Annotated in this window: 21 protein-coding genes and 2 pseudogenes; 10 read left to right on the forward strand and 13 right to left on the reverse strand. The window is 34.7% G+C overall.

The annotated features are described in order from the left end of the window. Nucleotides 1-119 precede the first annotated feature (119 nt). A pseudogene (locus ACIQ7L_RS12860) lies at nucleotides 120-308 on the forward strand (transcriptional regulator YeiL); the annotation flags it as partial. 121 nt (nucleotides 309-429) lie between these two features. Here the strand turns inward: ACIQ7L_RS12860 and ACIQ7L_RS12865 are convergent. From ACIQ7L_RS12865 to ACIQ7L_RS12875, 3 genes are all read right to left on the reverse strand, one after another. Continuing rightward, on the reverse strand, nucleotides 430-1056 hold the full coding sequence (locus ACIQ7L_RS12865; RefSeq protein ID WP_400569600.1) for an FMN-dependent NADH-azoreductase: 627 nt from the start codon (nucleotides 1054-1056) through the stop codon (nucleotides 430-432). Between the two features lie 192 nt (nucleotides 1057-1248). Beyond that, nucleotides 1249-1896, reverse strand: a complete 648-nt coding sequence (locus ACIQ7L_RS12870) for a response regulator (protein ID WP_400569601.1) — start codon at nucleotides 1894-1896, stop codon at nucleotides 1249-1251. A 20-nt stretch (nucleotides 1897-1916) separates the two neighbouring features. Then, nucleotides 1917-3494 carry a GAF domain-containing protein gene (locus tag ACIQ7L_RS12875; protein ID WP_400569603.1) on the reverse strand — a complete coding sequence of 526 codons (1578 nt, stop codon included), beginning with the start codon at nucleotides 3492-3494 and terminating at the stop codon, nucleotides 1917-1919. Nucleotides 3495-3652: 158 nt separating this feature from the next. Here ACIQ7L_RS12875 and pdxK point away from each other — a divergent pair, with 158 nt between their 5' ends. After that, nucleotides 3653-4477, forward strand: coding sequence for a pyridoxine/pyridoxal/pyridoxamine kinase (gene pdxK, locus ACIQ7L_RS12880; protein ID WP_400569605.1), 825 nt, complete (start codon nucleotides 3653-3655; stop codon nucleotides 4475-4477). A gap of 249 nt (nucleotides 4478-4726) precedes the next feature. Here the strand turns inward: pdxK and ACIQ7L_RS12885 are convergent, their stop codons facing one another. The 7 genes from ACIQ7L_RS12885 to ACIQ7L_RS12915 form a co-directional block, all read right to left on the reverse strand. Beyond that, nucleotides 4727-4930 carry a YbdD/YjiX family protein gene (locus tag ACIQ7L_RS12885; RefSeq protein ID WP_400569607.1) on the reverse strand — a complete coding sequence of 68 codons (204 nt, stop codon included), beginning with the start codon at nucleotides 4928-4930 and terminating at the stop codon, nucleotides 4727-4729. Continuing rightward, on the reverse strand, nucleotides 4923-6998 hold the full coding sequence (cstA, locus tag ACIQ7L_RS12890) for a carbon starvation protein CstA (RefSeq protein ID WP_400569609.1): 2076 nt from the start codon (nucleotides 6996-6998) through the stop codon (nucleotides 4923-4925). The genes ACIQ7L_RS12885 and cstA overlap by 8 nt, the downstream gene beginning before the upstream one ends. 122 nt (nucleotides 6999-7120) lie before the next feature. Further along, nucleotides 7121-7837: a LytR/AlgR family response regulator transcription factor gene (locus ACIQ7L_RS12895; protein ID WP_400569611.1), complete on the reverse strand. Its 717-nt coding sequence runs from the start codon at nucleotides 7835-7837 to the stop codon at nucleotides 7121-7123. 152 nt (nucleotides 7838-7989) lie between these two features. Then, entirely contained in the window at nucleotides 7990-9189 is a 1200-nt protein-coding gene (locus ACIQ7L_RS12900) for an MFS transporter (RefSeq protein WP_400569613.1), read from the reverse strand. 183 nt (nucleotides 9190-9372) lie between these two features. Further along, nucleotides 9373-10113, reverse strand: coding sequence for a WecB/TagA/CpsF family glycosyltransferase (locus ACIQ7L_RS12905; RefSeq protein ID WP_400569615.1), 741 nt, complete (start codon nucleotides 10111-10113; stop codon nucleotides 9373-9375). A gap of 20 nt (nucleotides 10114-10133) precedes the next feature. After that, on the reverse strand, nucleotides 10134-11243 hold the full coding sequence (locus ACIQ7L_RS12910; RefSeq protein WP_400569617.1) for a glycosyltransferase family 4 protein: 1110 nt from the start codon (nucleotides 11241-11243) through the stop codon (nucleotides 10134-10136). 98 nt (nucleotides 11244-11341) lie between these two features. Continuing rightward, nucleotides 11342-12790: an O-antigen ligase family protein gene (locus ACIQ7L_RS12915; RefSeq protein ID WP_400569618.1), complete on the reverse strand. Its 1449-nt coding sequence runs from the start codon at nucleotides 12788-12790 to the stop codon at nucleotides 11342-11344. A gap of 762 nt (nucleotides 12791-13552) precedes the next feature. On the opposite strand from ACIQ7L_RS12915, the gene ACIQ7L_RS12920 reads away from it, so the two are divergent. The 3 genes and pseudogenes from ACIQ7L_RS12920 (at nucleotide 13553) to ACIQ7L_RS28165 (ending at nucleotide 15627) form a co-directional block, all read left to right on the forward strand. Next, nucleotides 13553-14185, forward strand: coding sequence for a trimeric intracellular cation channel family protein (locus ACIQ7L_RS12920; protein WP_400569620.1), 633 nt, complete (start codon nucleotides 13553-13555; stop codon nucleotides 14183-14185). 173 nt (nucleotides 14186-14358) lie between these two features. Next, a pseudogene (locus ACIQ7L_RS28160) lies at nucleotides 14359-14874 on the forward strand (protoglobin family protein); the annotation flags it as partial. A gap of 51 nt (nucleotides 14875-14925) precedes the next feature. Continuing rightward, nucleotides 14926-15627 carry a methyl-accepting chemotaxis protein gene (locus tag ACIQ7L_RS28165; RefSeq protein ID WP_483861805.1) on the forward strand — a complete coding sequence of 234 codons (702 nt, stop codon included), beginning with the start codon at nucleotides 14926-14928 and terminating at the stop codon, nucleotides 15625-15627. 126 nt (nucleotides 15628-15753) lie between these two features. Here ACIQ7L_RS28165 and ACIQ7L_RS12930 read toward each other — a convergent pair whose 3' ends face one another. After that, on the reverse strand, nucleotides 15754-17067 hold the full coding sequence (locus ACIQ7L_RS12930; protein ID WP_400569624.1) for a glycosyltransferase family 39 protein: 1314 nt from the start codon (nucleotides 17065-17067) through the stop codon (nucleotides 15754-15756). A gap of 475 nt (nucleotides 17068-17542) precedes the next feature. Between ACIQ7L_RS12930 and ACIQ7L_RS12935 the strand changes: the two genes are divergently transcribed. The 3 genes from ACIQ7L_RS12935 to ACIQ7L_RS12945 all read left to right on the forward strand — a co-directional run bounded on the left by ACIQ7L_RS12935 (nucleotide 17543) and on the right by ACIQ7L_RS12945 (nucleotide 19358). Further along, nucleotides 17543-18055, forward strand: coding sequence for an acyl-CoA thioesterase (locus ACIQ7L_RS12935; RefSeq protein ID WP_400569626.1), 513 nt, complete (start codon nucleotides 17543-17545; stop codon nucleotides 18053-18055). Between the two features lie 223 nt (nucleotides 18056-18278). Next, nucleotides 18279-19007 carry a glycosyltransferase family 2 protein gene (locus ACIQ7L_RS12940; RefSeq protein WP_400569628.1) on the forward strand — a complete coding sequence of 243 codons (729 nt, stop codon included), beginning with the start codon at nucleotides 18279-18281 and terminating at the stop codon, nucleotides 19005-19007. Between the two features lie 6 nt (nucleotides 19008-19013). Next, entirely contained in the window at nucleotides 19014-19358 is a 345-nt protein-coding gene (locus tag ACIQ7L_RS12945) for a DUF2304 domain-containing protein (protein ID WP_097894457.1), read from the forward strand. An 82-nt stretch (nucleotides 19359-19440) separates the two neighbouring features. Here ACIQ7L_RS12945 and ACIQ7L_RS12950 read toward each other — a convergent pair whose 3' ends face one another. Continuing rightward, a complete protein-coding gene (locus ACIQ7L_RS12950) occupies nucleotides 19441-20733 on the reverse strand; it encodes a glycosyltransferase family 39 protein (RefSeq protein ID WP_400569630.1) in 1293 nt (430 codons plus the stop codon). 28 nt (nucleotides 20734-20761) lie between these two features. Further along, complete coding sequence (locus ACIQ7L_RS12955) at nucleotides 20762-21070, reverse strand: primase-like DNA-binding domain-containing protein (RefSeq protein WP_400569632.1); 309 nt, start codon at nucleotides 21068-21070, stop codon at nucleotides 20762-20764. Between ACIQ7L_RS12955 and ACIQ7L_RS12960 the strand changes: the two genes are divergently transcribed. Beyond that, nucleotides 20993-21973, forward strand: coding sequence for a glycosyltransferase family 2 protein (locus ACIQ7L_RS12960; protein ID WP_400569634.1), 981 nt, complete (start codon nucleotides 20993-20995; stop codon nucleotides 21971-21973). The two genes, ACIQ7L_RS12955 and ACIQ7L_RS12960, sit on opposite strands and share 78 nt — an antisense overlap. A gap of 93 nt (nucleotides 21974-22066) precedes the next feature. Next, nucleotides 22067-23488, forward strand: a complete 1422-nt coding sequence (locus ACIQ7L_RS12965) for an oligosaccharide flippase family protein (RefSeq protein WP_400569636.1) — start codon at nucleotides 22067-22069, stop codon at nucleotides 23486-23488. The last annotated feature ends 343 nt before the right edge of the window (nucleotides 23489-23831 follow it).

Raw genomic sequence — 23831 nt, forward strand, 5'->3', positions numbered from 1 at the left:
CCCTTCACATTCTGCCTCTCTTCTACCAAAAACTAGTTTAATTTACCTTCATCTAAATCGTATCATTCTTTCTTGTAAAAATAATAGGAGATATCTCATACTAAATATGAGGTGAAAAAATGAACATCGAAAAAAATAGAGAAGAAATTTACAATTATGTACAAGCTTACGACTTCCAAACACTCTTTTCCTTTGATGTTTTACCGTATATAGAACTTCACTCCTTTCAAAAGAAAGAAACTATATGTAGTGAAGGAGAGGATTTCCCATACCTCTATTACTTAATCTCTGGAAAAGCAAAAATATATTACATACAAAACAGAAATCAATTAAAAAAACTAGCTGACGAGCTTACTAGATAATAAAAAGCAGCATTAACATTTTATTAACGTTAATACTGCTTTCTTTGAGTAAAAATTATGCTTTTAATTAAAATTTGCTTGCTACTTTAACAGCTTCTTCAAGACCTGTTGCAATAATCTCTTCCGCTTTATCTGGGAATTGGTTGTGACCTTCAATTACTACTGTCTCTATATCTTTTGCACCGAAGAAGCCCATCATACTTGCTACGTATTTAACAGCCATTTCTACTTCAGCTGCTGGTCCTTCAGAGTATACGCCACCACGTGCATTTAATAAAGCAATTTTCTTATCACCAATAAGGCCTACTGGTCCTTCTGGTGTATATTTAAATGTTTTACCAGCACGGTTTAAGTAATCGATATATGTGTGAAGTACAGCTGGGATTGTTAAGTTCCATAACGGGAAACCAAATACAACTTTATCAGCTGCAAGGAATTGATCTAAATATTTATCCGCAACAGCTACTACTTTTGCTTCTTCTACTGTTAAATCAAACCCTCTACTAGCCTTAAACGTACCATTAATCATATCTACACCAACGTATGGCAATTCTTCATTATATAAATCAAGTTCTACCACTGTATCATTTGGATGTGATTCTTTGTAGCTTGCTAAAAATGCCTCATATAATTTCACGCTAACTGCTTGATCCGCTGGACGGTTGTTAGCTTTTACAAATAACACTGTTGTCATGCTTTTTCCTCCTGTTACTCACTCTTACGTTGTTTATTATTTACTCGTTAAAAAGGGACAATCCCTTGTAATTGTTGTTGCTTACAAATATATTCTATCCTCTTATTCCAACAATTTCTTCCTCACATAGACGTATCTTTTCATAAAAAAAGTCTACCTTCTAAAGGCGAACTTAGTCCTAAGACTTTTGTCTTATACAATTCCCTTTTTCACTGCATATAAAGCCGCTTGCGTACGATCGGATAAATTTAATTTACTTAAAATGCTACTTACATGAGCCTTTACTGTTTTTTCTGTAATGACTAAAACGGAAGCAATTTCCTTATTACTCATCCCTTTTGCCAAGAGCTGCAGCACTTCATTCTCCCTCGCAGTTAGTACATCTATATGAATATTTGACGTTTCCTCTTTCTCTTCTTGAGGTAATGTTTGGGAAAGAAGCGCATTTGCTATATCAGGATGGAGTTGAATATTTCCTTTATATGCGCTGCGAATCGCTTCGACAAGTTGATCTGGTTCCACATCTTTTAAAATATATCCACTCGCCCCTGCTTTTAATGCTGGTAACACATGAGCTTGATCGGAAAAACTAGTTAATACAAGTACTTTCACATGTGGATATTTCTTTTTAATATACGTTGTTGCTTCTATACCATCCATCTCTGGCATATATAAATCCATTAATACTACATCTGGCTGAGTCTCTCCTACTTTCGTTAACGCTTCTTTCCCATTATTTGCTTCTCCTACTAGCTCCAAATCTTCTTGTGTGCTTAAGAAAAACGCTAACCCTTTTAAAACAACCGTATGATCATCAACTAATAATACTTTTATTCTCACAAGTTTCCCTCATTTTCACATCATAATGGCACGATAACTTTTATACTTGTCCGTTTCTTTTCACTTACAACCTTAATATATCCCCCGATTAATTCTGCTCGTTCACGCATTGTTGTCATACCGAGCGATTTCTTCTCTCTTACATTTGCTTCTATAAAACCAATGCCGTGATCAACTACCTCTAAGGATACATCCTTCTCTGTTACTTTGAAATAAATTGTCGCTTCTCTTACACCAGCATGCTTACTTACATTATTTAATGCTTCTTGTCCAATACGCCATAAAGTTTCTTCTACTACACGTGGTAAGTCACGTACACCTTTGACCTGCTCACGAATGTTCAATCCTAAGTTTTCACCATACTGCTTTAAAGCTGGTAGCAATCCCTTTTCTAGCCCTGCTGGACGAAGCTGCCAAATAAGCGTCCGCATTTCTTTTAAAGCACCTTGCGCTAATTCCCTCATCTCATGAAGAGATTGATCCACCTTTTCATTTTGTCCCTTCAAAACAGCTTCTGCGCCCTTCGCCATGAATGTTAATGAAAATAGTTTTTGTGAAACTGAATCATGCAGATCTCTTGCTAAACGATTACGCTCTTCCATTCGGACAAGCTCACGGCGCTGCTGATTTAATCTTAAATTCTCAATCATTAATGAAATGTGATTCGTTAACGCTTGTACGATATCTATCGTATTTGTATCAAAATCACCCTGATTTGAGCTCACACATAAAACGCCAAACATATGATTTCGAATATGTATTGGGGCAGCAATAATAGAGCCATTCGGATGAACAATATTTCCCATCTGTCTTTTCAATAAGACAGGTCGGTCCTTTTCTATCGCTTCTTTTGCCGCTCTCTCTAAACCTACTTCCTCTTGTGATGTATGCTTCTTATAGAAAGCTCGCATGGATAATTTCTTTTCTTCCTGAATCAAAAAGGTGACTTGTTCCCATAGAAATACATCTCCCACTTGTTTTACAACTTCTTCTGGTAATGTATTTAATTTATGAATCGTTCTCAGTGCCTGGATAAAACGCTCTAGTTTTACATAATAATGAGCGCGTCTCTTTTCACTTTCATATAATTTCGTTCGTTTTAAAGCTGTTCCAATTTGCAATGCAACCGATTGTAGTAACACAAGTTCTTCTTCAGAGAAATGTGTTTTTCCTGGGCTTGCTACATTTAGTACTCCAAATTCTTCTCCGCCAGCCTTTAACGGAACTGTTGCATGATGAAGAATTCCTTCTGTATCACCCCAATTATTTTCAATTGCATTATTAATTCGTTTACATTCAATAATATTAACTGCTCGCTCTAATTTTCCTTCTACAAAGCGGCGCAAACACCAACATTCTCCTTCACACATTGGCTTTTTATTTTGAAAGGTAAGCGCTGCTGGCAAATGATAATCAATTAATTTTGTATATCTGCCATTTTCATCAGCAAGAAAGATCCATCCTGTTGTTAAACCCGTTATATGCAATAACTTTTCCAATACAGCCTGCAGAACATGATACGTATCATTTGATGTATTTAATGTTTCTGCAATCTCTTTCAATATTACCAATTCATTTGTACGATTCTCTTGAAACATAATGTGTCTCCTACATACAATATTTATATTTCTTATTGTAACAAATTCAATATCCTTTCAACCAAACTATCTACTTTTTCACTTTGTACTTATTCATAACATTGATATAATGATTAAAAATGTAGTTTTCATTATATGACCTAAAGGGGGCTTTCACAATGACATTAAATAAAGCACTTACAATCGCTGGATCTGACACAAGTGGCGGTGCTGGGATACAAGCTGATTTAAAAACATTCCAAGAACTTGGTGTATACGGAATGACATCTCTTACGACAATCGTAACAATGGACCCACATAATAGCTGGGCACATAACGTATTCCCTATCCCTGCTTCTACCCTAAAACCACAATTAGAAACAACAATTGAAGGTGTTGGCGTAGATGCTTTAAAAACAGGTATGCTTGGGTCTGTTGAAATCATTGAGATGGTTGCAGAAACAATTGAAAAGCACAATCTACAAAACGTAGTAGTAGACCCAGTTATGGTTTGTAAAGGGGCAGATGAAGCATTGCATCCTGAAACAAATGACTGCTTACGCGATGTACTTGTCCCAAAAGCATTAGTCGTAACACCAAACTTATTTGAAGCATATCAGCTAAGTGGTGTGAAAATTAATTCTCTTGAAGACATGAAAGAAGCTGCTAAGAAAATCCATGCTTTAGGTGCAAAATATGTACTAATTAAAGGTGGTAGCAAACTAGGTACAGAAACTGCAATCGATGTATTGTACGATGGAGAAACATTTGATCTTTTAGAATCAGACAAAATCGATACAACAAATACACATGGTGCAGGTTGTACATACTCTGCCGCAATTACAGCTGAACTTGCAAAAGGTAAACCTGTAAAAGAAGCAGTAAAAACTGCAAAAGATTTCATCACTGCAGCAATCCGTCATTCATTCAAAATTAACGAATATGTAGGACCAACACACCACGGTGCATATCGTAAATTGGCTACTGGAAAAGAACTTGTATAAGAAATAAAAAATCAAGCTATCCGTGGATAGCTTGATTTTTTATGATGCTCAACTTACCTTCTGCCATTTCTTTTTGAATCGTATACTCATTCGCCGATTGAATAAAATATTCTACCTACCTTTTTCTTTTCAAACTACTTCTTTCCTTATCTCATTGTATGTAAAATCCCTATCATTCCAAAAGCTTTTATATTTTGTTGTTCCACGTGGAACAAAGGAAACAAAAAAGGGCGAAAACTCGCCCTTTCATCAACAACATCGTGATATTTTCCCGCCTTTTGCATTAAATCTAGCTTCTTGTGCTTCAGCGAAGAATTCCTTCCGACATAAAACTGGCTCTTCAGGATGGTGGAGTTTCATATGATTCACATATGTTTCATAGCTTGGAACTCCAACAAGCAAACTAATAAATTGCTTTCGCGTTTTCCATACCTTTCCTAATTTTTTAAGCATAATTTCTCGACTCACTTTCATCCCTTGAAATGTATGGCGCTTCTTTTAATGGCATTGCCTTATTTTGCAACACTTGAATCCAAATACGAATAGCAGAAATCAGAACTGCGATAACAACTAACATGAAAATCCCACAAAGTGCTGCATCAATATAATCATTTAAGATAATTTGTTTCATCTGTGCTACGTTTTTAGCTGGCGCTAACACCTTCCCTTTGTCTAAGGAAGTTTGAAATACCTTTGCATGTGATAAAAACCCAATTTTCGGATTCTCATGAAATAGTTTTTGATAACCTGCTGTCATTGTGACAATAAGCAATCCTACTGTTGGAATAAGCGTTACCCAAACATATGCCTTTTTCCCCATTTTGAACAAAATTGTTGTTCCAAGTAATAAGGCAATTCCCGCTAACATTTGGTTGGCAATTCCAAAGAGCGGCCACAACGTATTAATCCCGCCAAGCGGATCAACTACGCCTTGGTATAAGAAATATCCCCATCCTAATACACATAGTGTCGTTGCAATTACATTCGCTAATGTAGAATCTGTTTTTGCAAACGGCTTATACACATGCCCTAAAATATCTTGAATCATAAATCGACCTACACGTGTACCAGCATCAATTGTTGTTAAAATAAATAATGCTTCAAATAAAATAGCAAAATGATACCAAAATGCCATCATCGCTGTTCCACCTAAGACTTGTGAAAAAATATAGGACATCCCTATCGCTAACGTTGGTGCACCACCTGTTCTGGATAATATCGTTTGTTCACCAACATTGACAGCAATTTCTTTTAATTCATTCGGTGTAACTGTAAATCCCCACGAAGATATTACCTGAGCCGCTTGGGATACATCAGTACCAATAAGAGCTGCTGGACTGTTAATAGCGAAATAAGTTCCTGGTGTTAACACACACGCTGCAATCATTGCCATTGCCGCAACGAAAGATTCCATTAACATCGCTCCATAGCCAATCGGCTGTGCATGTCCTTCCCGTTCAATCATCTTTGGTGTAGTACCTGAGGAAACTAAGGCATGGAATCCTGATACAGCACCACAGGCAATTGTAATAAATAAAAATGGGAATAGGTTACCAGAAAATACTGGTCCCGTTCCATCAATGAACTGAGATACAGCTGGCATTTTTAACTCTGGTGCTACAATTACAATCCCAATTGCAAGCCCAACAATTGTACCAACCTTTAAAAATGTGCTTAAGTAATCACGTGGAGCAAGAAGCATCCAAACTGGTAATGCAGATGCAATAAAGCCATATACGATAAGCATAATAGCAATCGTTTCTCCACTAAAAGTAAACATACTTGCAAGTGTTGGATTTTCGGCTACGTACTGCCCGCCCACAAGGGATAAAATAAGTAAAATAATACCGATAACTGATCCCTCACCAACTCGGCCCGGACGAATGTAGCGCATATAAACTCCCATTAAAATAGCAATTGGAATAGTCGCTGCGATTGTAAACATTCCCCATGGACTTCCAACAAGCGCTTTCACAACTACTAAAGCTAATACCGCTAATAAAATAATCATAATACCTAAAATACCTATCATCGCGATTAATCCTGTGACAGGACCAATCTCATCCTTAATCATTTCACCTAATGATTTTCCATTCCGTCTCATTGAAGCGAACAAGATAACAAAATCTTGTACAGCACCAGCAATGACAACACCAACAATAATCCAAATCGTTCCTGGTAAGTATCCCATCTGCGCCGCCAAAATTGGACCTACTAATGGACCAGCACCAGCAATTGCTGCAAAGTGATGACCGAATAATACCCATTTATTTGTTGGAACGTAATCTTTCCCGTCATTTAACGTCTCAGCAGGTGTCTGCCGATTATTATCTAGTTCAAATACTTTTCTTGCAATAAATCTACTATAAAAGCGATACGCAACTGCATATACAGAAACAGCTGCTACTAATAGCCATACAGCATTAATCGTTTCACCCTGTGATAACGCAAGCATACCAAATCCGGTCGCTCCTAATGCTGCAATAACACCCCAAAGTAAAATTGACTTAAATGCCCTCACATACAATCCCCCCTATATCATTTCTTAGAAGAAATTGTACTAAAATTTCTGAATATTTAACTTAAATCCTCCTTATCATGAAGGATTCCTATATTATCATGTTGATATTCTTTCACAACTTGTCATAGTTCAATTTTATTTCGAAGTCGTTTTACATAATTCCGGCTAACAGGAATTGGCTGCTCGTTATATCTTTCTAAATAAAGGTTATATGTCCCGTTGTAATAAGGTTTTAATTCCTGTACATATGTGACATTAATTAAATAACTCTTATGAACACGCAAAAAGTCATATGCTGTTAATTTATTTTCCAATTCTTGAAGTGTATATGTTGAAATATACTGATTATTTGTTGTATAAATTGAGACTGTTTTATTTTCTTTATTCTTACTTACATATACAATATCCTCTGGAAAAATGTATGTGATTCCTTCATGGCTTTCAATCGGAAGTTTACGTAAATGGCTTCTTGTTTTCTTTCCTATCTCTTGCTCCATTCTATATAAGAGAAATTGTAAATCTTCTTCACGAAATGGTCGCAATAAGTAATAAAATGCTTGAAATCGGAAAGCTGTAATTGCTCCTTCTATATCCTCACCAATAAAGGCAAATTTTGCATAACAACTTAATTGTTGTAATAAGCTAGAAAATTCAAATCCCGTACCATCTGTTAGTTGCGTATCTAAAAAAACGAAATCCGGCGTATGCTTTTTCGCTATTTGTAAAGATTCCATTCCAGTTCGCGCTTCAAAGCATTCTACATTCCGTATATTTTCTGTAAATGTCTTAATTAATCTATTTCTATGTTCTACCTCTTCCATGATAAGTAAAATTTTCATTTGCCCAACCACCTAATTGTTTTGACCATATGTCTTGTTGTATACATTCGCTTTAGTAGGAAATAATCCCTTTTTCTAACCGTATTTTCTATTTACTATACCATCATTCCATTTAAAAATAACAAAAAAGGAAGCCATTTTGGCTCCCTTTCTTATACTAACTCTTGCTGCTTCGTTTCTTGACCGAGTACAACCACTGCAAATGCTCCAACTAAAATGGACGCACAAAAGATTGTAAAGATCAGCGAAAGAGAAGCCTGTGAAGCAACTAGATAACCTACCAATAACGGTCCAAGGATACCGCCGATACGCCCAAATGCAGCTGCCATGCCTGATCCTGTACCACGAATTACTGTTGGATACTGCTCAGGCGTATACGCGTATAATGCACCCCACGCCCCTAAATTAAAGAAGGATAAGAGCATTCCTGCTATCATTAATGTCGTCAATGACTCTGCTATCCCAAATATGTAAGCACTGCATGCTGTACCAATTAAATACGTAACTAATACAAACTTACGACCAAGGCGTTCAATAAACCAAGCTGCAGTAAAATACCCTGGGAGCTGTGCCAATGTCATAATTAACACGTACTGAAAACTCTTGATTAGACTAAATCCTTTCAATACCATTACACTTGGCAGCCAAAGGAACATGCCATAATAAGAAAAGACCACACAGAACCATAAAACCCATAACATAATTGTCGCTTTACGATATTCTCTAGACCAAACCGCCTTTATATTTGTAATAACAGACTGTCTTTTTTCAACCTTTTCAAATCTTGGTGAATCTGGTAAATTCCATCTTAAATACAGAGCATAAATAGCTGGAATTGCACTTAATACCATCGCTACTTGCCAGCCATACTTTGGAATAATAAAATAAGAAATAAGGGCTGCAATTAACCAGCCACCCGCCCAAAAACTTTCTAACAAGACAACAATTTTCCCACGTTCATGTGCCTCAACACTTTCAGATACAAGCGTAGATGCAACTGGTAATTCTCCTCCAAGCCCCATTCCAATTAAAAAGCGCAAGATAAGAAACACGGCTAACGTTGTTGATAAGGCTGTTAAACCACTACCGATAGAAAACAATAATAAAGTTATAATAAAGACCGATTTTCGCCCTAGTCTATCTGCTAATATACCAAATAAAAGCGCCCCCACTGCCATACCGACGGAATTGATACTGCCAATCCACCCCATCTCTTGACTACTTAGGCCCCATTCCTTTTGCAGTGCAACGATGACGAATGAAAGCATCCCAACATCCATTGCATCAAATAGCCAGCCAAGTCCCGCTATTCCAAGAAGCTTTCTCTTTGAAATTTCTTTTACCTTCCCCACTGGAAGCCCTCCTTACACAGGTGTCTTTACACATCATTTTACACGTGTGTATTACATAAGTAAAATGATTTTATCGCGATACTGATTATAAAGTTTACCTTTAAATTTCCCATAAGATGATGCTACCATTAGTGAGAAATACTGTATGAATGTTTATAAAATAAAAAAAGTAGCGAGGTTTCGCTACTTTTTCGAACGCATTACTTCTTTTAAAAACTCAGCTAACACAAGCTGACGACGCCAACGAGTAGGGTTACTACATAAGCGATAAAACCACTCTAAATGAATTGCTTGAATCCATTTTGGTGCACGCTTTACCTCACCAGCCCAAACATCCAAACTACCACCTACACCGACAGCCATCTTCGTTTGCAGGCGATGCTTATTATTTTGAATAAAGTTTTCTTGTCTTGGGAAACCAAGAGCAACAAGTAATAGATCAGGCTTTGCTTCTTGAATACGAGAAATAATATTCTCTTCCTCTTCTTGTTTAAAATACCCATCCTGCATACCAACAATGGAGACAGCTGAATATGTTTTTGTTAAATGATCAGCAGCTCCTTTCACAACATGTGGCTTCGCACCTAGTAAGAAAACAGATACAGATTTATTCTCTTTCGATAACGCCGCGAATAAATCACTCATCAAATCAAAGCCTGCTACACGCTCTTTTAACGGTGTTCCTAACATACCACTAGCTTTTACAACACCAATGCCATCTGGTGTAATTAAATCTGCTTTCAAAAGTGTTTGATGAAAACTTGGATCCTTTTTCGCACACATTACAATTTCGGGATTTGCTGTTACAATTTGAAATGTATGAGTTTGTTCTGTTTCTAGCTGCTTCATAAGATATTGGATTGTCTCTTCCATCGTCATCGTAGAGAAAGGGACACCTAAAATATCAACTGTTTGTACTGCCATAATTACAATCCTCTCTATTATTAAAGGTTTTTCGCTATTAATTGTCTGTACGTTTCTTTTGTATCTTCATATAGCTTGTGTAATGAGAAATTCGCTACAGCATGATCATAAATATGTTTCCCTATTACACCTAGCTCTCCTGTTTTCCACTTTTTATACGCTTCTTCTAAAGCGCCAGCCAACGCCTTCCCATCTCCAACTGGAACAATCCAGCCATACGTTTCATCTACAATTAACGGCTCGATTTCTCCCGCTCTTGTTACAATAGATGGCACACGCTGATTCGCCGCTTCTAATAAAACCAATGGGAAGCCTTCACTATGAGATGTTAATAAATTAATATGAGACGATGCAAATAATTGTTTCACATCTTGACGATGTCCTAAAAACTCAACCTTATCTTCAATTCCCTTTTCCGCAGCTAACGCCTTCAGTTCTTTCTCTAATGGACCGTCGCCTACCAATAATACTTTAATTTTTGTCAAGTTCGTCTGCTGTAATGCATCAAACAACACTTCATGACCTTTAACAGGATGAAGGCGCGCAACTTGAATTGCCGTAAACACATCCTCATCAATGTTAAACATTTCTTTTTTATTATAACCTTGTGCTTTTTCCTTGTCATATTCAATTCCATTATAAATAACGTGCATCTTTTCGCTTGAAATGCCTAATTGTGCTAGACTCGCTTTTAATCGATTTGTTACAACAAAGAATAAATCTATATTTTTTAAAGCCTTTAAATTTAATTTCGTAAAAATCCAGCCTTTTAAGCCTTGCTTTGTGAAGTCTTGAAATGGATCACTATGAATTGTCGTAACCCACTTTGCAGCAATCTTCTTTTTCATAAGAGAAACATAAAAGTTTGCTCTAGGGCCATGTGTGTGGACAACATCAAACTTTTCCTTATTGATGAATCCACTTATATTCTTCAAAATGGATAAATCGTAGCGAGATTTTTGTGAAAACACATGAACTTTGATCCCTAGCTCTCTTGCTTCCCTCGCAACAATTCCGTCTTCAAATACCGCCAGTTCTACTTCATCGGTTGGGAACTGATCGAGAAGTGAAATAATATGTGTCTTTCCTCCTCCATCTTCTGCTCCTGCATTCATATGCAATATCTTCATACTTTTTTCCTCCTTTAAATCCTCGCCACATTTCCATCTACCTTTTATTTTACTGTACTAAAAAATAAAAGCTAACAAAAGTTAGCTTTTATTTTTAATCATTCAATTTCTAGATCTACAATTAGATAAGCTAACACCACTATAAAGTAAATTCCAACCCCTGGTGCTGTTAAAATATGTCCTGCAGTATATGCAATACCTAATGATAAACATAAGCTCGTTGCAAGCATTCCATATTTTATATTAAATATGTCTTTAAATCTTGTAATAAATGCTAGTAAAATCTTTAAGCCATAATAGATGAACGGAATCATCATCAATATAAAACCGATAATTCCAAAATCATAAAACCAATCATGGAAGTCCATTTCAATTAGCTTTGGATCTGGCTGTTTTTGTGCATTGTATTTATAGTTACCCGCATAACCCATTCCTAACAGTTTTTGTGACATTGGCGCTTCTTTAAAGAACTGCTTATGCCTTTCTGCATATACTTGACGTCCACTGAATATAAGATTTTCTTGATTTTCTTTCTTTTGCTCTTTCTCAAGTTCTTTCTTAACCTCAGCTTCAATTTTTGCCTTTTCTTCAGGTTTCTCTTTCTTATGTTGTTGCTGTTCTTTTAGCTTTTCTTTAATTTCTTTTTCTTTTTGTTGTTGCTGCGCTGCATTTTGCTCAGCTAAATAACCATTATGAATACCCATATTTTGCGCTAATGGTGTCTTTTTAAACGTCCCAACAACACCAGCCAATAGGACGATAGCAATTATTCCGTTAAGTAAAAGAACCTTCTTGTTCGGATTTCTTCTATCAAATAATAATTGAAGTAGAATAATAACAATTGCCGCACCTAAAGTTGCACCAATTGAACCCATTCCTACTTTCGTACCAACTTGAATTAAAGAATAAATCATTAACAAAGATGGAATCCAGTATAAAACGCTAGTAATACCTTTTGTTTTCTGAATAGAGTATAGTACTACAATCGGGAAGATAATCGCTAAAATTGATCCTAACTCATTCCCAGCATAGAACCAACCACGAGAACCGACCTTCATCCATTGGTAACTACCAAGGTCTGTAGATGTTGTAATAGAAACGACCATAACAATATTAATAATTAATGAAGAATACACAATGCTGTTTCTAACTTTATCACTAATATTTGTCATCTTCTTCAATGATTTTAAAGCTAAAATGTATGAACCCAACATAATATATATATACAATGCTTTCCCAATGAATTTAACTTCTTCACCCATTATAATTGGACTCTTGTTAAGTTTATTATTAATAAATCCAAGACATAGTACTACTCCTAGTACTACTAGATAAATCAAAAACTTTCTATTTTCTTTTTCTCTTGCTTGTAACAGGATATAAACACCACAGATTGCCATAACAAGAAATCTTGCCATTATTCCAAATGTCGCATTTATTTTTAATACCATAATACTAAGCGACGTTAATAAATCTAAAACAGGCTGTAAAATAATAAAAAAGAGCAAAAATTGCTCAAATCTAATCCTAGCTTGATTTGCCAACATTCTTAGACCTCCATAAAAATCATTACATTATCATGTAAACATTGTTTATATCATTTAAAATACACCTAGCAATTATAACATAACTCATATTTAATTTGAGAAATATTTTTATACAAGCATTAATCACAGAGTTTTCTCCAAATATGATAAAGATATTATCTCCTTACTTTCTATCTATCCTTTAAAAAGAAAAATATCCACATCTATATATACATCAATTAAAAAACCGACATCCCCCCTCTTTTTAGGTGGGAGAGAGCACCTGGCCATGCATAGAAGCAGTCAGAGCCTTTTTCTGCCATATGCGAAGTAAAAACAGAAAGAGCAAACGAGTGTAAGTTACTTTGTATTCTGCATAGCAGGGATGTAGATGTCGAAAAATGAAAATGGATTTATATAATTACCTTACGTTCATTAAATTGTGAGACGAGATTACTACTACCTCCAAATCTCAGGATGAATTTCCGATTTCAACCATAATATCAACTTACATACATTTAAAATCTATTTATTTGCATTTTTCAAATCAACATTCCCCAATAAAGCAAAGCTTTCTTCCTCAAGGATCAAATATTGCAGAATAAACATTGACTTTCTTATTAAAATAACTCTTTGTGTCTAGAGCTTATTTTCCACATTTTCAAACGCTTTCTTCATGTATTTCTTTCATTTTTTTACATGTAACGAAAAGTAATTGTTATTTCCAAAACTTTAGTGTATATTTTTTCTCTGGAACATCTTTAGGAGGAAGGGAATAGAGCCATGTTATTAATCGAAATATTTACGTTTATTGGCCTTGTCGCCGCTGCCATTTCTGGTACATTAGTTGGTTTAAAGAAAGATCTAGATTTGTTTGGTGTCCTTTGTTTAGCTGTAGCTACTGCACTCGGTGGCGGAATTATTCGAGATATTATGATTGGTAACCTACCTCCCGTTGCATTTGTACAACCGATTTACTTCTTTGTCAGTGTATTATCAGCACTATTTACTTGTATGTTTTTTGAGCGCATTAATAAACTTCAAGTTGTTATTATGCTTTCTGACGCTGTTGGTTTAGGCGTTTTCACCGCTGTCGGTGCAAATGCAGCAATGTCACATCACATCAACGCCTCATTTGTAGTTGTTTCGATGGGTGTTATTACAGGTATTGGCGGAGGGATTCTGCGTGATATTTGCACACAAGATATTCCCTATGTATTCCGCAAAGAAATTTATGCAATTGCTTCTATTCTTGGTGCAATTAGCTTCCTGATTACATATGAAATGGGAGCACACGTATTAGCTTTCTATGTTTGTTTACTTGTAACGTTCACTATACGTGTAGTCACTGTTATATATAATGTCCATTTCCCAGTTTTCTTTAAAACTCATGCAAAAATGGATAAGGGACAATAAGAGAATTCCAAATGGAGTTCTCTTATTTTATGTTTTACAACATATACATAGGGATAATTATATAGAGTAATTTTACATAAATAGGTATAATTAAAAAAGAACTACAATTGAAAACGCTTTATATAACAGGGGGAAGAATAATGTTTGGGGCTTTCAAAAAAAAGAACGATAACATGGACACAAGTATCATTGAATTGAGTAAAACACAGCAAATAACATTCAATGTGCCTGCTAATTCTGAATTAAAAACACAAATGGACATGCTTCACATTACAAAAGAAGATTTACAAATCGTGAAAGTATTGCAGCCCTTCATTTACGAACAACTAGACTGGATTACAGAACAATTTTATACCAATATTACAAAGCAACCGCACTTAATCGAAATCATTGAACGTTATAGTTCAGTAACTAAATTAAAACAAACCTTAAAACAACATATTAAGGAACTATTTAGTGGTGATATTGATCAAGGCTTTATTGAACGACGTGTTCAAATTGCAAGAAGACACGTTAAAATTGGCTTACACAGAAAATGGTATACAGCCGCTTATCAAGAATTATTCCGTTCCATTCTCAAGATTTTAAAAACAAGAATTTCTACAATGGACGACTTTTCTTATTCTGTAAACGTGATAAATAAATTATTCACACTTGAACAAGAGCTTGTTATTAGCGCCTATGAGTCCGAATACGAAAGAATTCAAAAAGAACATGAAAAAGAAAAAGAAATCACAGCAATGACAATTACACATATTGCAACAGAGCTCGCAGCTGTTTCTGAAAAAACAAGCGCTTCCATTCAACAATTAACAACTCAATCAGAAAATATTGTTGAAATTGCAAAAACAGGTACATCATTAGCCACAACATCAGAAGAAAAAGCGAATAAAGGAAAAGAGCAACTAGATATTCAGAATAAGCGAATGGAAAGCATTCAATCTAATATGGAGACAATTATTGAGGATACCCGAGAACTTCTTGATATCTCAAAAAAAATTAATGAAATTATTGATATCGTGAAATCAATTGCTGAACAAACAAACTTGCTTGCATTAAATGCAGCCATTGAATCTGCACGCGCTGGGGAATTTGGTAAAGGTTTTGCCGTTGTTGCTGGAGAAATTCGGAAGTTATCTGAACAAACAAAGGAATCTATCTCAAACGTCACAAAACTTGTCGGGAAAACAAACGAACAAATTATACATGTTTCTTCATCTGTGGAACAAATTAGTTCTCTTGTATCTGATGGAACAGACAGCATGCATGAGACAGATCAATATTTCCAAGAAATCGTTAAAGATATGTCTAATTCAAAAGAACAAAACAAAAAAATTGAAAATGAACTAGAAGTCATATCTCAAGTTGTGAAGAGCATCCAAGACGATTCTTCTCAAATGGCTTTAACAGCTGATAGTTTACAAACGGAATTAAGCAGGTAAAATGCAACTTTAATCAGACGGGCACTTTATCCCATCCTAACTTCCTTGCACCCGCTTGAATTTTAAAGCGAAAGTATTACTGTCTATGAATCATAGAAAAAATAAAGGAATCCTGAACGGATTCTTTTATTTTTTGAAAAAGATTTTTTGACAATAAAAATAGCTCATATAAACACCAAAACTTTGTAAAATAAACAAACTTGGTATTGTTAGGTTACTGTATGCAATACTTGTATTACAAAGTTCCATTCCAATATACCCCATAATAAGTAGTACAAAGAACATATACTCTTCACTCTGTTGTTTCCTAATAAGAAGATGTAAAAGCGCAATTGACATAAATAAGGTTACAGCTATGTATATAAGCTTTTCACCTTTGAAAAGTATAGAATTCATTCCTTCACTTGATAATTGATCTATACTCGGCTTAAGAAAAGCAAATCGCTCTGCCTCTATCTCGTTTAACTTTTGATCTATACGTTCTTTCATATTTTGATTTTGAACTTTTTCCTGGTTATTACTTTGTTCTCCAATTAGAACGGATTGTACGTATGCCTGATTAGAGATGGTATATTGCGACATCCCCATTGCTTTGATTCCATAATTCACACCAAAGTGAGTTGCATAAAATATAACAAGTAACCCCATCATTTTTAAAAACACACCTTGCTTTGTTGCACTTTGGAACATTTCTACCAGCAACACATATACAATTATGAAAATAGGTAAAAACAAACCTACAGGATAAATCATATTACTAAAAGCAAACAAAATCGCAGAAAATACCCACATATAAGAATGATTTAGCCCTTTATGTAAGAGTATGTAGCACGCAAAGTAAAATAAAAATATTGCCAGCGGTTCTGCCGTTAGTAACGAGCATAAAAGAATGTTTGGAATATACAAGGCATAAAATACCGAAGCAATACGGCCACACTCTTCCTGAAATATAATGGCAGCTATTCGATAAATGAAAAATGACGTTCCTGCACAAAATAAAATATTACATATTTGTAAAATAAATACTGTATCGCCAAATACACGAATTAGTAAGGACTGATAAATAATAAAAGGCAACTGCGTAACAACATCTATATTATTCCCAAGCGCAACTTGCTTTGCAGACTCATACATAGATCTCATATCACCTACAAGTGGAGTATCTACAAACAGAACGACACCAAGTCTAACAAGGATAGATACGCTAATAAGGAAAATGAGAAATTGTTTATCTGTAAAACGATATTGTAAAATAGACGCAATCAGTAATAGAAGTATGACGAAAATTGCTAATACAATTGTTAAACTCGTTGTACTTCCTCCAAAAAATTGCTTCCCTGCTTCAAAGGCCGTCCAACAAGAATAGCCGAAAAACACAAGCAGTATTCCAATAATCATTTTACTAAAAAAAGATGAAAAACCCGTTTGTATGTGTTTCATATGTCCATTGCACCTCTATTTCCATTTATCCCGCATTAACTAGTAGTAACACCCCCACCTCAAAATTCAGCGAAGGCAAAGAAGTTAGGTGAGAAATGAACTGCCAGTAAAAGCACGATTGGTGAGAGCTAATAATCAGTGTGGGCTGCAGTGCAGCCTACACTGATTAAAGTTTCTCTTTATGACACAACGATTCTATCACGAATAGACGCACGGCTGATAGGGAATTTATATGACAAATGTATGGTCATCATTTTTCACTTGCAATGTAAGCGAAATCTCTTTTACACTACAATTTAGACAAAATAAAATTTCTTTCAGTTACATGCATACGAATACAAATATATTTATGCACCTTCCCTAACATATTTTACTCGTCTAAACATCAAGTAAAATTCGATAGGAACTACCCTTCCTTTTATATCATTAAAAACATGTCATCCTGATTGAAAACGTAAAATAGGAGTTGATTATATTGGAAAAAAAATTTATGAGAGAATCAAAAGCAATTAAAACGACACGTGTTTTTCCAAATGACTTAAACAATCACGAAACATTATTTGGCGGAAAATTATTGGCAGAAATTGATAGTATTGCTTCTATTGCAGCAGCTAGACATAGCCGTGAACATTGCGTAACAGCATCTATTGATTCTGTGGATTTTTTAACTCCAATTCATCAAGCTGATTCTGTTTGTTACGAAGCATTTGTATGCTATACGGGCAGATCATCTATGGAAGTATTCGTGAAAGTCGTTGCAGAAAATTTACTATCAGGAGAGCGTCGCATTGCTGCGACTTGCTTCATTACATTTGTTGCATTAAAAGATGGAAAACCTGCTTCTGTGCCACAAGTGCTGCCAGAAACTGAAGAAGAGCATTGGTTATATACGACTGGATCGGAACGTGCAGAAAGTCGCAAAAGAGGTCGTTTGAAAAGTAAAGAAATGGCATCGGTATTAACCTTAAATAAGCCATGGAACATGTAATACACTTCTGTGCATGCAAAGATTCTCATCCTTCTTTGCATGTATCTTTTTCCACTGTTAAAAGGATGGTAATTTCTCTACAAACTTTTTTCACCCCCTTCTAAATTTACAAAATAACCCACCAGCTTGTTCTTTATTTTGTTATACTATTAATGGTATATTAGATAAAGTGTTTTTACTATGACTATAAAGATTGATTAAATACATAAGGGATGGTGCGATAATGTCTGTTGAAGTACCAATTTCAATACCAAAAACTTTAATTATTATTCCCGCTTATAACGAGGAAGAAGCAATTGCTGATACATTAACTAGATTATTAGAATTAAAACAACACTTTACACAACTTAGTATTTGTGTCATTAATGATGGCTCAAAAGATAAAACGTCTGCAATCGTACAAGATTTCCCTGTTCACCTTGTAAACTTACCATATAACCTAGGTATTGGATCGGCTGTACAAACCGGTTATAAATATGCTTATGAAAACGGATACGACATTGCGATTCAGTTCGATGCTGACGGACAACATAATCCGGATGATTTATACAAAATCATACAACCTATCGCTGAAGATCAATGCGATATGGTATTAGGCTCCCGTTTCACAGAAAAAACAGCATATAAAGGTAGTATTTCGCGAAGAATTGGCATTTTCTATTTCACTGCTTTATTAAAATTATTAACAAGCCAAACATTTATGGACCCAACGTCCGGATACCGTGCTATCAATCGCGAAGTAATTAAGATTTTTGCACATAATTATCCAAAAGACTATCCAGAACCAGAAGTTCTCATCCATTTAAAAAAGAAAAAGCTTCGTATTAACGAAATATCTGTAAATATGCAAGAGAGACAAGGCGGACAATCTTCTATCACACCGCTTAAATCTGCATATTACATGATTAAAGTAAGTCTAGCTATATTAATGCAAAAAATCGTGAAAGGTTGATAATGAATGCCTGTAATTACCTTTTCATTTATCTTTATTCTATTATTATTTTTTCTAATTATTAATTCCATTCGCCGTGGAGCTTTAGAAACAAAATATGCTATTCTATGGATTTTTGTTTGTATCTCAATGGCTATTTTAAGTTCTACCGATAAGATCATAAATTGGATTGGTAAACTGTTGAAAGTAGAATATCCACCATCCGTTTTATTCTTATTTGGGCTTTTATTCTGCTTCATCTTAATTTTTGATTTAACACGAAAGATTTCTAAGCTTCATCATCAACTTGTTACATTAACGCAAGATTATGCACTATTAAAACAAAAGTTAAAAGTAAAGGATGAGGAGTAACATCCATCTTACTTTTAACAAATTTAATATAACAGAAGAAGCGCCTTGATTTTCCGCGAAGGAATCAAGGCGTTTTTTTCTATTAGCCTTTCAAAACTATCTCTTTTTTAAACAAGAGTTCACTTACTTTCATTACAGTTACCACAATACCTGCCCCTATCATTATAAATAACATTGGCATCAATGGTAACGTATAACGCTCATATGCAAAGTATAAACAATTAAAGTAAGTTTGGAATAGAACAATCATCCATAAGAATGAATACTCTCTCCATCTTCTCCAGAACAAAGTAAATGCCAGTATGGAGCAAACTATGAAGCCAGTCTTGATTGGTTCATAAATATTCTTCATATCCTCTCCGGATATATTAAAAATACTTATTGGAGTGCCTGGATAATAGAATGCCTTTTCCCAGAAAATTTGTGGCTTTAAAACTAAATAACTTTTTATCATTGAGCGTTTATCTGTATGCCACCATTCCTTAATACGGGCCATCGCTATTTCTTGTTGCTTTTCCATCAATTCATGTGCTTCTATATTTGGATACTTCGCATGAATCTCTGCATCAATTTCCTCCATGCTCTTTCCACCTGGATATCCTTCCCCTTGATATGTACCAAGTAATAACGGATTCCCTGCACCTGCTGTAAGTGGAATAAACTTGTGAAATTGAATATAATTACGTGCCCACCAAGGACCAAGCACAACAAATAATAGCATTACACTAATAAGGGCCTGTTTTATCATAAGGCGGAATGGATAACGTTTCATTAAAAGATATACAAATAGAAGAATTGGATATAAAGCGATTTGTACTCTGAAATATAACGTTACAAAGTAGAATAATAAAACAATATAGAAGTCTTTCATTGAATGGGTATCTGCTAATTTTAAACTCCAGTATAACAATCCAAGTGAAAGAAATAAAAATGGACTTTCAGTTAATGTTAAATTCTCCACTATCACTTCGGGAGGGTATAACGCTAATAACAATGCAGCAATTAACCCCACTGCTGGATTTAAAATATATGTACCAATCTTATAAGTCATATAGATGCTTAAGATACCAAAAGCTATCATGACTAATTTTGCACATAAAACACCTAAACTACCGTGTCCAAATATAAAGAATATACCTGCTAACAAAAATACTTGTCCCGGCATAATATGAATAGTTGGTTTTGTCGGATCATGATAAGTTAACATACCCGTTTCTAATAGATTAACTGCATTGTTTTGATACATTAAATCATCACTACCAAGTGTTAAATCTACACCATATGTATTTAAGGTCATTAGCCGAAATACTAGACCGATAACTAAGATAATGCTTAATAAAACCCATTCATACCTTTGAATATACTTACGTAACATTTCAGGCTTTCCTCCCTTTTTATATAATCTATTTATTGTTAGATTTATTATTCCGGTTGGAAATATTTACATATTTCTTGTCATTATAACCTATTTTGTTATATAATTTCCATTTTTTCATGAGAAGAATTATGATAGAAAGTTGATTTACAAAGTTTATATGCGGTAAACTTATACAGATGTTCTTGTAATCGTCGTCCTTTAAAAAAGACTTGTATATATGATACAAAACATAAAAAACTAGAGGAGATAAAATGCTATGATGGACCAAAAACAACTCGTTTCTGTTGTTATCCCGCTGTATAATGCGGAGAAATATATTGAAGAAACGATGCAATCGATATTAGATCAAACATATAAAAACATTGAAATTGTAATTGTAGATGATGGAAGTAAAGATCAATCAACTTCTATTGTAAAAGAACTTCAGACAAAATATCCGGAGCAAGTGAAATACGTTCATCAGAAAAATCAAGGTGTATCTGTTGCTCGTAATACAGGAATTGAAAATGCTAGTGGTGAGTATGTTGCTTTTCTTGATAGTGATGATTTATGGCATCCAACAAAAATAGAAAAACAAGTTGAAAGCATGCATAAAAACAATATGAATGCTTGTTATTGCGGTTATATGAACTTCTACGAAGAAAATGGAGAAAAAGTTGAGCATACAACAAACTTTATTAAAGGCGATATGACAAAGGCTTTCTTAACACATCAAGTTGTTGCGCAAACAAGCACATGGATTTTTAAACGCTCTATTGTCATGGATCATGACATTCGCTTTACACCTGGTTGCAGTTGGGGAGAAGACTTAGAATTCTTATTTAAACTGATGAGTGTAACACAAGTATGCTATGTAGATGAATACTTAACATATTATCGAATCTTATCAGAAGGAAATCTTTCTTCTAAATATAAAGATTATGAATTAAAAACAACAAAGGAATTAGAAGTATTCAATCGGATGAAAGACTGGGTTCATCAGAAATCTCAAGATTTGATAACAACAGATTCTGAAGAGCTTATCCAAATTCTTGAGACCTATCTATTTCCATATACAGTCATTAATAATGCCTGTATCTATATTAAAGAGAATTCAAAATTAGACAAATCACAGATTAACTTAATTAAAAAAGACTTAAAGAAATATTGCCGTAAGATTTATTCTAAAAACGGAAAACGAAGCAAAAAATTATATGCAATGCTTTGGTTCGTTCGAATTAAATTTATGTTTTCTTAAACAAAAAATATGATTCTAAACATTCTTTTTTGTAAATAAATCGCTCTTACAAATAGGACGAGCTATGTCCTGAAGAATAGAAAGGTATTTTCGATGAAAACAAATAAAATCCTTAAAAACGCTTCCTATCTCTTTGTAGGAAATATTATCGTTAAATTTGTACTCGCTATTGCTACGATTCTCTTTGCGAGATATGTTTCACCAACAGATTATGGTATGTTTACAACCGCATTAGCTGTTTCAGCTGTTATCTGTTATTTTACAGATGCAGGTTTAACACATACCTTTATGCGCGAAGGAACGAAACAAGGTGCTAGTATTAGCGAATTAATAAGTAGCTATTTACGCGTCCGTTTAGTATTAGCTGTCGTGATTTCTGTACTCTTTGCTATTTTTGCACAGTTTTTCTATACCGATGCTTATTTACGTGCAATGGTATATTGGGTCGTGTTACCAACAATGTTCGGAGCAACTTTACAAGGCGTCGGAATGGCTTACTTCCAAGTAACAGAACGTATGCAATTCTCTGCTATCATCTCTGTATTACAAGGTTTAACAGCTGCTGCCGCTCTTTTACTAGGAATGTCCTTTAAATGGTCACTTATGATGGTTGCAGCCATGTATGGGATATCAAGCCTTGTAACAGGACTTATCGCATTTATAATGGTAATCCGCTATACAACCATTCATAAAGGTTGGGATAGAGGTATTTTAGATCAATTACTTGTTTTCACAATCAATGGAATCATCATTATGCTCTTACCGCAATTAGGTCCAATTATATTAGAGAAGGTTTCAACATTAAAGCAAGTTGGATTCTTTGGAGCTGCATCGAAAATCCCAGCAGTACTTTATCAAATACCTGGTGTAATTGCAGCTGCCTTTTACCCAAAACTATTCGCTTTTGGAAATGAAAAAAATATTGATGAGCATAGAAAATTATCACATTTTGAATTAAAGCTTATGTCTTTCTTAGGAATGGGAATTTCTATTCCATTTATCGCTGATCCAAGCTTTTGGATTGTTACTTTATTAGGAGAAAAATACGCACCAGCAGGTGACGCTCTTGCTATTTTAGCCTTTATGGTTATTTTGCAATCCATCAACTATCCACTTGCTGACAATTTAACAACGATTGGCCAACAGTGGAAACGTACGACAACAATGACAATTGGTTTAGTTGTTGCCGTAATCAGCTATATCGTATTAGGTAGCAAATTCGGAATGATGGGTGCTGCTGTTGCTGCCGTCCTTACAGAAGTTACTTTATTATTAGGGTTTACTTTATTTGTTCATAAAGGATTCCAACTATTATTTAAAGGGGTTATATTTAATACCATAGCATTTGTAATTAGTTACGGTATTTATCGTACGGTATTTATCAGCCTACCACCACTAGTTGCTTTAACGCTTACTGGTGTACTATACGGTATTATTGGTCTCGCAATTGATCCGCAAATACGTGGATTAATTTTAGGATTTGTAAATAAAAAGTTAGCTAGTAAAAAAGCTTAAGCTTCAAGTTCTTTTTCGCATTCATTACTGTGAAGAAGAACTTGGAGTTTTTTTATAACTTGTAATTCATTTCGCTATTTACGGCTCAAATTGCAGCAACAAAAAAATACGTGTAAGATAAGCTATCCGTAAAAGTTCTTTTACCTTCTAAGCTAAATTGACTTACTTTTTTGGAATGATTATACTGAGAGACGAGCAATCCATGTAAACCAATGATTGTAAAATATATACGATAAAGGGAAAAATGTATTTTTTTATGTCTAAAACTAAAAAACACACCTTTTCATCAACGGTATGTTTTTACATAATTTGTATAGGATACGCAACTACTTATTTAGAGGAG

This window comes from Bacillus sp. NPDC094106 (assembly GCF_044764345.1).
Taxonomy (GTDB): domain Bacteria; phylum Bacillota; class Bacilli; order Bacillales; family Bacillaceae_G; genus Bacillus_A.